Source organism: Pedobacter sp. AC163, from assembly GCF_979258665.1.
Map to the genome: position 1 here is coordinate 4,020,587 of NZ_OZ409872.1, position 15,094 is coordinate 4,035,680.

Annotated in this window: 7 protein-coding genes; all 7 read left to right on the plus strand. The window is 38.5% G+C overall.

Features of this window, described 5'->3' with window-relative positions:
- Window positions 1-100: 100 nt before the first annotated feature.
- The 7 genes from ACZZZK_RS17435 (at window position 101) to ACZZZK_RS17465 (ending at window position 15,094) form a co-directional block, all read left to right on the plus strand.
- Entirely contained in the window at window positions 101-3,202 is a 3,102-nt protein-coding gene (locus ACZZZK_RS17435; RefSeq protein WP_463485218.1) for a SusC/RagA family TonB-linked outer membrane protein, read from the plus strand.
- Window positions 3,203-3,212: 10 nt separating this feature from the next.
- A complete protein-coding gene (locus ACZZZK_RS17440; protein ID WP_463485219.1) occupies window positions 3,213-4,856 on the plus strand; it encodes a RagB/SusD family nutrient uptake outer membrane protein in 1,644 nt (547 codons plus the stop codon).
- 204 nt (window positions 4,857-5,060) lie between these two features.
- The gene (locus ACZZZK_RS17445; RefSeq protein ID WP_463485220.1) at window positions 5,061-6,062 is read left to right on the plus strand and encodes a LacI family DNA-binding transcriptional regulator; all 1,002 of its coding nucleotides are present in this window, start codon (window positions 5,061-5,063) and stop codon (window positions 6,060-6,062) included.
- Window positions 6,063-6,266: 204 nt separating this feature from the next.
- Window positions 6,267-8,711, plus strand: a complete 2,445-nt coding sequence (locus ACZZZK_RS17450) for a glutaminase family protein (protein ID WP_463485221.1) — start codon at window positions 6,267-6,269, stop codon at window positions 8,709-8,711.
- A gap of 91 nt (window positions 8,712-8,802) precedes the next feature.
- Window positions 8,803-11,988 carry a SusC/RagA family TonB-linked outer membrane protein gene (locus tag ACZZZK_RS17455; protein WP_463485222.1) on the plus strand — a complete coding sequence of 1,062 codons (3,186 nt, stop codon included), beginning with the start codon at window positions 8,803-8,805 and terminating at the stop codon, window positions 11,986-11,988.
- 12 nt (window positions 11,989-12,000) lie between these two features.
- Window positions 12,001-13,821 carry a RagB/SusD family nutrient uptake outer membrane protein gene (locus ACZZZK_RS17460; RefSeq protein ID WP_463485223.1) on the plus strand — a complete coding sequence of 607 codons (1,821 nt, stop codon included), beginning with the start codon at window positions 12,001-12,003 and terminating at the stop codon, window positions 13,819-13,821.
- A 106-nt stretch (window positions 13,822-13,927) separates the two neighbouring features.
- Complete coding sequence (locus tag ACZZZK_RS17465; RefSeq protein ID WP_463485224.1) at window positions 13,928-15,094, plus strand: glycoside hydrolase family 76 protein; 1,167 nt, start codon at window positions 13,928-13,930, stop codon at window positions 15,092-15,094.

A 15,094-nucleotide genomic window follows, 5' to 3' on the forward strand; every position in this document is an offset into this window, starting at 1 on the left:
TAAACTAAACTAATGAGTGCCAATGAGAAACATTCTACTCAGGATTGCAGGATTCCTATGCCTGTTCCTAATTTCGAGCCCCCTGTTGTTTGCTAAATCGATGGGAGAAACCAAAAGTTTCAATCATTATTATTTTCAGCAAGACACCACAAAAAGAGACACTACTAAAAAGGTCCCAACGCCAGTACCTGCAGATTCTGTTAAGGCACCGGTAAATCCATTAGGTGGTGCAAGTCCGGTGCAGGCAGCACCGCCAAAAGATGGCCCCGCTACTGCACCAGCCAGTGCCGCCGGACAAAAGACAATTACCGGCGTGGTTTTAGACGAAAAAAAAATCGGTTTACCTGGAGTTGGAATCAAAATTCAAGGTAAAACCGGCGGTTCTGTGACTCAAGAAAATGGGCGATTTTCTATAGCTGTTACTGCTCCAACTGATGTTTTAGTATTCAGTTATATCGGTTATCAAACCAAATCTATTCCTGCTGGTAATGGTACAGCACCATTAACAGTCAATCTTGTACCATCAGCTTCGCAAAAATTGGATGAAGTGGTAGTAGTGGGTTATGGTACCCTAAAGGCCAAAGAGGTAACATCGGCAATTGCCACGGTAGATACTTCTCAATTTAGGCAAAGTGGGTCGCGAAACCCGCTGGATTTATTACAAGGTAAAGTTGCAGGTTTGCAAATTACCCGAACGGGCGGATCTAACCCAAATTCAGGTGTAGGTGTGCAGCTTCGTGGGGTAACATCTGTAACGGGTAGCCAAAGTCCGCTAATTGTTATTGATGGAATTCCGGGAGGAAATTTAGATCTTTTGCAGCAAGATGATATCGCATCATTTAGTGTGCTTAAAGATGGCTCGGGTGCCGCAATTTATGGTACAAGGGCAAATGCCGGCGTAATTCTAGTTACCACTAAAAAAGGTAAAGCAGGGCCAGCACGTTTCGATTATTCAGGCTATTTGCGTAAAGAATATTTGTATCAAAGACCAGATTTTTTAACTGTAGATGAATTCAGAGAGAAAATCCGAAGTGGACAGTTCGATCGCCAGGATTATGGTGCTTCGCTTGATCCATTTAATGATTTAGTGAATAAGGAAAACTTAAGTCAGAACCATAACCTTTCTATGTCTGGCGGTTCTGAAAAGACAAGTTACAGGGCCAGTATCAACTATCGCGATTTACAGGGTTTTGCAAAAAATAATCGTCGTACGGAATACGGGATAAGATTGAACTTAAACTCTAAAGGTCTTGACGATAAATTATTTACACAGGTAAACTTATCGACCAATTTTAATAAAGGAGATTTGCTGGGCGGCGGTGGCTGGGAAAATCAGTTAACCAGGAACCCTACCCAATCTTATTACAACCCTGACGGGAGCTGGTTTTTTGATCCGAATGCAACCAACGAATTGGCCAGGTTAGAGCAAGAAACCAACAAAAGACAACAACAAACCAGCTCTATTGATGCTAAAGCAGAATACGAGATTTTTAAAGGTTTCAAAGCTTCCGTTTTTGGTGCCGTTCAACGCAACAGCTACATTGATGGATCATATCGCTCGGTATTTGGCGAATATTCCTTAGAGAATGACATTTATAAAAATGGAGGTTATGCCGCCAGGTCAACTGTTTTGGAGCAGAATTTTAACGTAGAGCCAACTTTACAATATGCAACTACATTTGGCGACGACCACAGCTTGACCGCAATTGGTGGCTATAGTTACCGCTATGAAGTTAATGAGGGTTTTAACGCCGGAAACTTAGGTTTCTTAAACGACCAGTTCCAAGAAAATAATTTAAATGCAGGTAATCAATTGTCTGCTGGTAAAGCATTTCTAGGAAGTTTTAAAAATGACAATACGCTAATTGCTTTTTTCGGAAGGGTGAACTACACCTTCAAAAACAGGTATTACTTACAAGCCATTTTGCGTAGAGAAGGCTCATCACGTTTTGGTGTAAATAATAAATGGGCAAATTTCCCTGCCGTTTCTGCCGGTTGGACAGTTACCGAAGAAAAATTTATGGAGAACGTGAAATGGGTGAATAATTTGAAAGTGAGAGTTGGATATGGCGAAACTGGTAATTCAGGTATTTCGAACTATGCATCTTTGGTAACATTAGGTACCGGTGGAGTTTATCTTTATCCTGATGGCCAATATCGCGAAACCTATGGTCCGAACACCAACCCAAATCCAAATTTGAGATGGGAAAAGAAACAAGAGATTAACTTAGGTTTAGATTTCACGCTTTTTTCGAGCCGTCTTTCCGGATCATTAGATTTGTTTAAACGCGTAACCAAAGATTTATTGGATAATTACGATTCACCACAACCGCCATTTGTGCGTTCGTCGATTTATACAAACGTAGGATCGATTTCTGCAAAAGGTATTGAGCTGGCATTAAGCTATCAAGCCGTTAAGGGAAAAGATTTTAAATACAACATTGATTTAGCTGCAAGTACCACAAGCAATAAATTAGATTCTTATTCAAATAGCGAATATAAAAGAGATTATCTTTCTACATCTGGGATAGGCGGTTTTGGAGATTTAGGTAACTCCATCCGTATTTACGAAGGCGGTAAGATTGGCGATTTCTGGGGTAAACGCTTCGCTGGCTTTACTGCCGATGGAAAATGGTTATTCTTTAATAGAAATGGTCAGCCGGTGAGGAATGACCAAATCAATAACTCATTTAATAGAGATCAAACAGATTTGGCGGTGATCGGTAATGCTATCCCAAAATATTATTTATCGTTAACCAATAGCTTTAATTATAAACAGTTCGATTTGCGTGTTTTCTTAAGAGGTAAATTTGATTACCAAATTTTAAATACTACTGCACTTTCTTACGGTAACAAAGTTTCGGGTACCAATTTGTTAAGTTCTGCATTTGATAAGTATGCTCAGATTAATGATACCTACATGTACTCCGATTATTATATCGAGGATGGTAGTTTCTTAAAAATTGACGAGGTAACCTTCGGATATACTTTCAAGCTGAAATCGAAAAACATCCGAAATTTGAGAGCTTATATCACTGGACAAAACTTGGCCACTTTTACAAAATACACAGGTAACGACCCGGATTTTGTTAAGGATACAGGCTTAGGCCAACCAGCAAACGATGGTGTTTTAGGTGTAGATGGTAGAGGGCCTTACCCAAGCACCTCATCTTTCTTATTAGGTGTAAGCTTTGGATTTTAAACTGAATAACATGAAAACATTAAATAAAATATATTCATCGTGTTTAGCAGCAATGCTGTTAATTACGGCAAACGGTTGTACAAAACTAGATGAGAATTTGTATGATACCATTAGTAGTGAGAATTTTTACACCAACAAAAATGAAATTATCTCTGCTGTTTTGAGGCCATATACGCATGCAAATGCATGGGGAACTTCAGCAGGGCAGGATGGCTGGTGGCGCTTAGCCGAGCTTTCTGCCGATCAACTTGCCTGGCCAACCAAAGGTCGCCACGGTGAGGATGGTGGTAAATGGAAAAGACTACATTACCACACCTGGACGGTTGATGAAGGTGGAATAAATAATGCCTGGTCGCTTATGTATTGGGGTGTGGGTTTATGTAACGTGCCAATCGAAAATTTAGAAAAACGGGATGCTGGACAGTTGGGAATTACTCAACAGGAGAAGGATGCTTTTCTAGCCGAACTTAAGTTGTTCAGGGCTTATCATTATTTAAAATTGATGGATTTGTTTGGTAACATCCCGGTAGTTACTGTGGTTGGAGAGCCAGCTAGGCCATCTACAATGAGCCGAACTGAAGTGTTTAATTTCATTGAAAAAGAAATTAAGGATAATATAGAAAAAGCGCCAAAACTATCAAAAGCCATGTTAGGTAGAATGAGCCAGGCTGGAGGTTATGCCATGCTGGTAGAGCTTTACTTAAATGCTGAAGCATGGACAGGCACTGCCCGTTGGGATGATTGCATCGCAGCTGCGGATAAAATAATTTCCAACCAAGCTGGTGGAATGAACGGCAACATGGCTTTGGATCCTAATATCACCGATCAGTTTAAACCTGATAATGATTTAAGTAAAGAAACTATTTTCTCTGTAGCATACGAATTTCAGAGAGCTAATTTTCAACCAGGTTTTCCAAGCGATTTTTACCACTTTAATCAGCAGTTTATTTATGGCGGAAGTAGAAATGGTAATGATGGTATTGTAGTTGTGCCAGGAAATTTTACCAAGTATGTTGATGCCGATTTAAGAAAAAGAACATGGTTACTGGAAGGTAAAATGACACGTTTTGATAACGGCCAACCACTAATTGCAACTGGTGGAAATGAATATGATGGTAAGCAGTTGGAGTTTGTGGATAATATACAGAAAAATAAAACTGGATCTACTGTTTCTAACATGAGCGAAGGTGAAGAAAACAGCGGTGTACGTTTTAATAAATATAAACTGGGTAATCAAGTTGCAAACGCAACTACACAACCGAGTAATGTTTATAACAATACGGATTGGAACATCTATCGTTTAACATGGATTTATTTTGCCAAAGCAGAAGCTTTAATGCGTAAAAATGGGGGCACGGCCACTGCGGAGGCGGTAAAGTTGATTAACGATTGCAAAGTAAGAGCTTTTGCAGCAGCAGATTGGCCTGCAAATCAATATACAACGACAACGTTAACTTTAGATGAATTGTTGGTAGAGCGTGGACGTGAGTTCATTTTTGAAGGATTCCGTCGCGACGATTTGATACGTTTTGGAAAATTTGCAACAACGGATTGGTGGGATCATAAGCCAACCAATGCAAACAGACAATTATATCCAATACCACAGCAACAAATTGCACTTAACCCAAACCTAAAACAAAATCCAGGTTATTAATTCAACAGAAAAGGCACTTAAATGTGCCTTTTCTGTTTTAACTAAACCTTAACAATCAGGTATGAATATTTTACAAAACCGCAGAACCTAAATCCATTAATATTAAGAAAATATTAATCAAGATGCTTTATATTAGCAAAAATTGAAAAATCCCGGTATAAATACGGGAGACTTATCACAATACATTATCTGAAGCGCTAAAAAATGAAAACCCTTTCCATAAAAGATATCGCCGTTAAGGCAGGTGTATCTATCACAACAGTTTCATTTATCATAAATGGTAAAGCAAAAGAGAAATCGATTAGCGAAGCTGTGATTAAGAAAGTGGAAGAGATTATTAAAGAAAGTGGTTATAAACCCAATCAAATTGCCAGGAGTTTACGTACAGGTAACTCGAACATTATCGGATTAATTATTGAAGATATTTCCAACTCATTCTTTTCCCGTATTGCTCGCTTAATAGAAGATAAAGCGTATAAAAAGGGCTATAAAATCATTTATTCCAGTACCGAAAATGATGTTGAAAAGGCTAAAGACTTAATCAACATGTTTAAATCGAGGAAGGTTGATGGTTATATCATCTCACCTACAAAAGGAATCGAAGAAGATATTAATGCTTTACTGGCGGATAATAAACCTGTGATTTTGTTCGATAGAAATTTATCGGATGTGGAAACTCATTATGTAGGTGCCGATCATTTTAAAGCCTCTTATCAATCTATAGAAAGTTTCATCAAAAATGGTAAGCGAAAAATCGCACTTGTAACAACCGATATCGATGTAGAACAAATTGTGGAGCGTTTTGATGGTTATAAACAAGCTTTGATCGACCACCAGATTACCTATTCGGAGGAGTTGGTACTCAAAATTCATTTCAATCAGGATGAAACGGAAACGATTGAAGAAATGAAAAACCTCTTTCTTTCAAAAGAAATTGATGCGGTGCTGTTTGCTACCAATTATTTAGCCATTAGTGGTTTAAAAGCCTTAAAACAACTTGACAAGCAAATTGGAGATGACTTTTCGGTTATTGCCTATGATGATCATGAGGTTTTCGAACTTCATACGCCTAGCATTTCTGCTGTTCAACAACCCCTCGAAGAAATTGCCGAAACTGTTATACAACTCATTCTAAATCAGCTCTCTTCTAAAGCCAAAGCAGAAAATCAAAAGGTGATTATTCCTGCAAAACTCATTGAAAGATAGTTTCTGTTTCCTGTAACTAAAATGTTGCGAATTCGCTATTTTAATATGGAATTTAATTCTTTAATATTGAATTAGTAAAACGTTTTATGTTTTAAGGCCTAGGTCAATCTCAAATCAATATTTAATTTTTTTCTTTTAACTTAAATTAAAAGGAAGTGATTTGTCAGATTAGTAAAACGTTTAACGTAACCAAATATTCTGTTTATGAGAAAACTATACTTCTTTGCGTTTTGCTGCATCTTACATTTTAATGTTCAAGCTCAAGATAAGGCTCCAGCTTATCCCTTAATTGCTCACGATACCTATTTAAGCATTTGGTCTTTTGGCGATGGATTAAACAATTCGGTAACCAAACATTGGACAGGCAAAGAACAATCGCTTTTAGGTGTGGCTAAAGTTGATGGCAAGTTTTATCGTTTTCTAGGTGCTGAATCGAAAAACTATAAAACAATTTTGCCAGCTGCCGATGAAACCGGTTACCAGGCTAGTTATACATTTAAAAAGCCGGCAACAGGTTGGAACAGCTTAGGTTTTGATGACAGCGATTGGAAAAAGAATGAGGCTCCATTTGGCGACGATAATACGGCCAAGACAAAATGGAATACAGATGAAATTTATTATCGCAGAAAGTTTTCAGTTAGGAAATCTTCATCAGCTAAAAAATATTTAAAACTTAGTCATGATGACAATGTTATCGTTTATCTAAATGGTAAAACGATTTATGAGAAAGACGGTTGGGTACACGAATACATTTATATTCCTATTGAAGAGGGCATTTTAAATCCTGGCGAAAACCTTTTAGCTATTAACTGTAAAAATACAGCAGGGGGAAGGCATCTTGACGCAGGAATTGTAGAAGAAATTCCGAATGGTTCTCAAGTATTAAAAGCAACACAAACCAATGTAGCCGTTGAAGCCACCAATACCATTTACGATTTTAAATGCGGTGGTGTAAACTTAAAAGTAACTTTCACTTCGCCACTGTTATTAAACGATATCAAATTAACGGCAAGGCCGATCAGCTACATCAGCTATGCTGCAAAATCTGCTGATGGGAAAGCACACAAGGTTGATATCTATTTTAGTGCTTCATCCAATTTAGCCGTTAATACGCCTAATCAGGCTGTTTCCGTTTGGAAAAATACCAACAATAATTTATCCATTTTAAAAGCAGGTACGGTAGAACAACCGATTCTAAAAAAGAAAAATGATGATTTACGAATTGACTGGGGGTACATGTATGTTGCTGTTCCAACTAAATTTGGTGCAAAACAGTTCATCGGTAATCAAATTGCGAATTTAAATAGTTTTAAGTCTGGTCAATACCCGCAAGCTTCACAAGCTGTAAATGTTAAAACACAAGATTTGAGCACTGTTATCCCTTTTGGTTCGGTTGGCGCAAAGTCGGTAGAAAAATATGTGATGCTGGGTTATGATGACTTAAAGTCAATTGAATATTTTGGAGATCAATTGTTGCCTATTTGGAGAACTTCTCCATCAAGCACTTTCGAGAGCCAACTTACGCAAGCTAACAACGATTACTCAACACTTAAAGTTAAAACAAAGGCTTTTGATGCCAAATTAGTGGCTGATGCAACTAAAGCTGGTGGTAAAGAATATGCCGATATGTGCAAGTTGGCTTATCGCCAAAGTATTGCAGCGCACAAAATTGTCTATGCCCCAAATGGCGATATTTTATTTCTGTCGAAGGAAAATTTCAGCGGCGGTTTTATCAATACGGTAGATGTTACTTATCCATCGGCACCGCAATATTTGCTTTACAACCCTGAATTATTAAAAGGAATGCTCAATGGAATTTTCTACTATTCAGAAAGCGGAAAATGGAACAAAGATTATCCTGCACATGATATAGGCACATATCCAATAGCCAACGGACAAATTTATGGCGAAGATATGCCAGTGGAAGAAGCCGGAAATATGATCATTTTGGTGGGTGCCATTGCCAAAGCTGAAGGTAATGCCGGTTATGCAGAGAAGCACTGGAAAGAAATGTCGAGATGGGCTAACTATCTTTTGAAAGAAGGTTTCGATCCAGAGAACCAATTATGCACCGATGATTTCGCTGGTCATTTGGCTCGAAATGCGAATTTATCGGTAAAAGCAATTGTTGGCTTGGGTGTTTATGCACAGCTTGCGCAGCAGTTGGGCAAAACAGATGTAGCCTTGAAGTATAGAAACGCTGCATTGGATATGGCCAAAAATTGGCAAAAACATGCCGATGCCGGCGACCATTACGCATTAACTTTCAATGATAAAAATACCTGGAGCCAGAAATATAACCTGATTTGGGATAAATTATTGAAACTGAATTTATTTCCGAATGATGTTTACCGCAAAGAAATCAACTACTATTTAACCAAGCAAAATGCTTTTGGTTTACCGCTTGATAGTCGCAAAGCCTATACAAAATCTGATTGGATTATGTGGACAGCAACCTTGAGCGACAATCAGCAGGAATTTCAAAAGTTTATCAAACCCATACACAAATTTGCCAGTGAAACTTCGGATAAGGTGCCATTAAGCGATTGGCATGAAACCATCAGCGGAAAAAAAGCGGGTTTTCAGGCGAGGAGTGTGGTAGGCGGATACTTCATCAAAATGCTTGCTGATCACTGGGCTAATAAATAAACAAATTATTCACTTACTAAATACATAAACGAACAAAAAAACTAACAAACCCATCTGAAAAGATAACTAACCAAGTACAAAACCAACCAATATGAACAAAAAATTTACTAGGCTCATTAAGCTCACGCTTATGACGAAGGAGAGCGCCTGCAAGTTAGGTGCACTATCCTTGGCACTCGGATTAACATTTAATGCATCGGCAAATGCGATAAATATTAATACATCGCCAAAGGCAACAAAGGAACTAAAAACACCTTTTGCCGACATTGTAATCAGAGGTATTATTAAAGATGAAACCGGAACTCCGATTCCAGGTGCCAGTGTGAAGGTCAAAGGATCTTTAGCTGTTGCGGCTACTGATATAAATGGAGCATTTAGCATTAGTGTGCCTTCAGAATCTTCTGTATTGATCATTTCTTATGTAGGCTACGAACCAAAAGAAGTAACTGTAGGTAGTCAGAAAAATCTTGCGATTCAACTGGTTCCAAGTTCTAATTCCCTTGAAGAAGTTGCTGTTGTGGGTTTCGGTACGCAACGTAAAGTTTCCTTGATTGGTGCACAATCTACCATCAATTCAAAAGAATTAAAGCAACCCGTAGCAAGCGTAACTCAATCATTAGCAGGTAGAATTGCGGGTGTAGTTGGAGTACAAAGATCTGGTGAGCCGGGAAGAAGTACCGCAGATATCTGGATTCGTGGTATTGCAACTTTTAGTGGTTCTAGTGCGCCTTTAGTTTTGGTAGATGGAGTAGAACGTTCGATTTCGGCAATTGATGCAGAAGATATTGAGTCGTTTACCGTTCTAAAAGATGCATCTGGTACAGCCGTTTACGGAGTTAGAGGTGCAAACGGGGTAATCATTGTTAAAACTAAAACTGGTAAAGTGGGTAAACCTGCCATCTTTTTCGATTATAACGAAGGTTTAAGTACATTCGTTAGACATCCTGAAGCTTTAGATGGTGTTACTTACATGAATCTTGCGAATGAAGCCTTGACGGGAAGAGGTCAGGCTGCAAAATATTCGCAAGACTATATTAACAGAACGGCTTCAGGTGTAGATCCGTTGGTTTACCCTAATGTAAACTGGATGGATGAGTTGTTTGATAAATATAGCAGTACTCGAAGAGCAAACTTAAATGCAAGTGGTGGTGTTGATAATGCCCAATATTATGTCTCCTTAGCGTATTACAACGAAGGTGGTTTCTTAAAAACGGATGATTTGGCCCAATATAATTCAGCATTAAATTATACCCGTTACAACTTCACCAGTAATTTAAATTTAAAGCTGACTAATACCACCAAATTGGATTTAGGCATCCAAGGTTATGTTTCAACGGGTAATTATCCTGGAGAAAATACCGAAAGTATCTTTACATCAGCATTGGATGTATCTCCAGTAGAATATCCAAAAATTTATCCAGGTGGTTTAATTCCAGGTCGTTCTTCTAACGGAGGTTTTAGAAATCCTTATGCTGATTTAACCAGAAGAGGTTATCGTACAGAATTTAGAAATCAATTGTACACCAACATGAGGTTAACTCAGGATTTGAAGATGGTAACTGAAGGTTTAACTGCAACTGCAATGGTAGCTTTTGATAACTATAATGAAAACTTTATCAGAAGATCAAAAAGAGAGAGTACTTACTTCATTAGAGATATTAATAATCCTTACAAAGCAGATGGAAGTTTAGATTTATTTCAATCGTTTACCAGTGGGGGTAACTATTTAAGTTTCGAGCCATCAAGAGGTGGGAACAGAAAGTTTTATACGGAAGGTGCCGTAAACTATGATAGAGCCTTTGGAAAACACCGCGTTGGAGGTTTGATTTTAGCTTACACACAGGATTATACCAATCCATTTGCAGGCGATTTTACCGCTTCAATTCCGGAAAGATTTATTGGGGTTGCCGCTCGTGGTACATATTCTTATGATGACCGCTATTTTGTAGAAGCCAACTTTGGATACAACGGCTCAGAATTATTTTCGCCAGATAACAGATACGGTACATTCCCAGCTTTCGGAGTGGGATGGATTCCATCAAACGAGAAATTTTGGGAAGGCATGAAAAACACCATTTCATTCTTAAAATTTAGGTACTCTGATGGTATAACCGGTATTGGTAAAATCTCCAATGCTGATTTGGTTGGAAGAAGATTTGCTTATTTGACGTTAGTATCTGATGGTGCTGCCGGATATCAATATGGTAAAGGCTACGATAACGGAATAAGCGGAATTAACGTAACTGATTATGGTGTTGATGTAGTTTGGGCCGAATCGCGTAAGCAAGATTTAGGTATGGAAATCAGAACATTGAAAGACAATCTTTATTTAATTGTCGATTTATTTAAAGAGCAACGTACCGGTATTTTCTTTCAGCGTCAGTCTATCCCAGGTTATGTTGGGTTAACCAATCAGCCTTATGGTAATTTAGGTGAAGTGGATAACCGTGGTATCGATGCGACTTTGGAGTATAACTTTAAAGTGGGTCAAGTTGATTTTGGTGTACGAGGAACCTTTACTTATAATAAAGATAAAATTATTGCTGATGATCGTCCTGCACAACCTTATCCATGGATGAACCGTGTTGGAACGAATGTATTATCAAGATTTGGTTACGTTGCAGAGAAATTATATGATACACAAGCCGAGATCGATGCAAGTGCAGCGCCAGGATCAAAAAGCAATCTACGTCCTGGTGATATCAAATACAGCGATTTAAATGGTGATGGATTAATCAACGATTATGATAAAACTCAAATCGGTAGAGGTGATGTTCCAAATAAAGTTTATGGTTTTGGCTTAAGTGCATCATACAAAGGTTTTGCATTAAGCACGTTTTTCCAAGGTACTCACGGTGCTGACATTATGTTAGGTGGATCAGGTATCTTTCCATTTAATGGTGGTGGCGGTTTAAGTAATGCTTATGAAATTGCAACCGACAGATGGACACCATCGAGTCCAAGACAAGATGCTTTTTATCCACGTTTAGCTTATGGTGAAGCTGACAATACTAACAATACTTTAGAGAGCTCATGGTGGGTTAAAGATGTTAACTTCTTGCGTTTAAAATCAGCTCAATTGAGCTACAATCTTCCAACAAAATTTGCTGAGAAAATTTATCTAAAAAATGCAGCCATTTATTTGATTGGAAACAACTTGTTAACCTTCAGTGATTGGAAACTATGGGATCCGGAGTTAAATACTGGCGGAAGAGCAAATGGTTCGAAGTATCCAATCACCAAAACATTGTCCTTAGGTATTAATGTTAAATTTTAAGAATCAGAAATCATGAAAAAATACATATTTATTGCATTTGTAGCTTGCTTAACTTTGGCTACATCTTGTAAAAAAGGTTTTCTAGATCAGGTGCCTAATGATAGGCTAACCCTCGAAGAAACCTTTACTAACCGTGCTACGGCAGAGAAATTTTTAGCAAACGTTTACAGTTTAATTCCTGATGAATTTGGTCAAAGAAATCCGGATGTAGGTAGAAGCGCTGGTGTTTGGACAGGCGCATCAGACGAAGCTGAATTCGTTTGGGGCTTTAACCAGGCCAACAACGTAAATATTGGTAGTTGGGATGCAAACTCCGGCTTCGTTAATGGGTATTGGAACAATTTTTACAGAGGTATTCGTTCTGCGAGTTTCTTTATGGCAAACATTGATAAAGTTAGCCAGGATATCACGCCTCAGTTAATCAATCAATACAAAAATGAGGCAAGAGCACTTAGAGCAATTTATTACTTTTATTTAGTTCGTATTTACGGTCCGGTAATCATTTTAGGCGAAAATGTAATCGAACCTGATGCGCCAACTGAAAGTATCCGTTTACCTAGAAATAGCTTTGATGAATGCATCAACTATATCACTTCTGAATTGCAAAGTGCTGCAGATAATTTACCAGTTGCAGCAGGTAACGACAGGGATTATGGAAGAATTACCAAAGGACAAGCATTAGCCTATCGCTTACAAGCTTATTTGTTGGCAGCAAGTCCACTTTTCAATGGCAACGCCGATTTAGCTAACCTTAAAAACAAAGACGGAAAACAACTGATTAGTCAAACCTACGATGCAACAAAATGGAAAAGGGCATCTGATGCTTATAAAGCTTACATTACTCAATTTGTTCCTGGAACTTACAATTTGTATAGAAAAAACAATGCAGATGGAAGCTTAAATGCTTATTTATCTTGTCGTGATGTCTTTTTAGATAAATTCAATAGTGAAATTATCATGTCCAGATTGGATGCTTCAATTGGTGGCAGGCAATATGAAATGACACCTTACCACAGTGGTTCAAACTCTGAAGTAAGGGGATCTGCAGGCTTAGGCGCAACCCAAAATCAGGTAGACGCTTTTTTTACTGCAAATGGTCGTAGCATTACCGATCCGCTATCAGGTTACGTAACTTCTGGTTTTACTAACTATCAAGCGCCAGGGAGTCCGATTGCAACAGAAACTTATAACCAATGGGTTAACCGTGAACCACGTTTTTATGTAAATATTACCTACCATAACAGTGTTTGGCTGAATACCAGGTTTGGTAATGTGATCACACAATTCAATAACAATGGTAACTCTGGTAAGGCCACTGGTGGTAACGATTATACTGTTACTGGTTATGCGGTTAGAAAAGCAATGGGTTTAGGCAACTGGAATGAGAGTAACCGTGCTGGTATCCTGTATCGTGTAGGTAATTTATTTTTAGATTATGTAGAAGCTCTAAATGAAGCTACTCCAGGCGATCCTGATATTTTAAATTATTTAAATCAAATCAGACAAAGAGCGGGTATTCCTCAATATGGTTCAGGTACTGGTCAAATTCCTGCTCCGGCAGATCAGGCTGCAATGAGACAAGCCATCAGAAATGAGCGCAGATCGGAATTAGCTTTCGAAAACGTAAGATATTTTGATACCAGAAGATGGAAAATTGCTGAGACTACAGATAATGGACCAATCTATGGCTTAAATATCACTCAAAATTTACCAAACTTTTTAACGGTGATTCCTTTCGAAACCAGAACTTTCACTAAGAGGCATTACTTATTCCCAATCCCTGCAAAAGACGTTAACTCTGATGATTTAATGGTGCAGAATCCAGGTTGGTAGTTTCAGAAATGAAACATCAAAATAACTAAAATCAGGTGGTGCTTACATGATTTACCTATGTAAGTGCCGCCCTGATATTCTTTTCATGCCATAAGAACCACATATTATGGAAAATAAATCTTTACCTAAAAATCTTCGCAAACTTAAAATACTGATTGCGTTTTTAAGTTTAACTATCGCAATTTCAATCAGCTCTTGTAGCAAAAAAGGCACTGAAGAGCCTGCAACAAAACCACCAACTTTACCGCCACCCACCCCAACAAGTTTTACTGCTGCCGAAGCCACTATCGCCTTCAATTCTTTCAATACCATTTACTATAGCCCCGCGGATAAACTTTATTACAGCACTACCGAAAAAAAAGGTTTAGCCGCCATTTGGACCCAAGCCATTTACTGGGACAACGTAATGAATATTTACGAGCGTACTAAAGACCCCGCTTACTACAAATTGATTACTGATATGTACGACGGAGGGGCTAAACGTTACGATAATTACAATTGGGATAACTCGGTTGAGTGGTTTATTTATGATGACATGATGTGGTGGATTATGTCGCTTACCCGTGCTTATGAAATCACCAAAAATCAAGCCTACCTTGACAAGGCTAAATCTGGCTTTGCTAAAGTGTGGAGCGGTTCTTACGATCCGGTTAAAGGCGGTATGTTTTGGGATTTTAAGCACAGTGGCAAAAATGCCTGCATAAATTTCCCTACCGTAATTGCGGCCATGCGATTGTATAATGTCACAAAAGAAGAAGCTTATTTAACCAAAGCGAAAGAAATTTACGCATGGTCTAGAATAAATCTGTTTGATATTGCCAAAGGCAGAGTAGCCGATCATAAGGTTGGCGATAGCAACCCTGGCTTCGAAGATTACACTTACAACCAGGGAACGCTCATTGGCGCTGCGGTTTTATTGTATAAAAATACCAATACGCAAAGTTATTTAGACGATGCAAAAATCGCCGCCAATTATACCAAAAATACCATGAGCGACCCGAGTGGTATTCTGCCTGCCGAAGGAGATTGGAATGAGCAAGGGGTACTAAAAGCAATTTTTGCCCAATATTTATCCGATCTGGCCAAAGCTTATCCAGCAGGTGATTACGCAAAATGGGCAATTTTTAACGCCAATACCGCCTGGGGAAACCGCGATTTCGGTCGTGGGATTATGCACCGCAATTACAAAGCACCCTGCCCAACAGGCATTGTTCAATCTTACGAATCGAGTAGTGCGGTGACTTTCATGCAATTATTCGCTCCTGCTAACTAG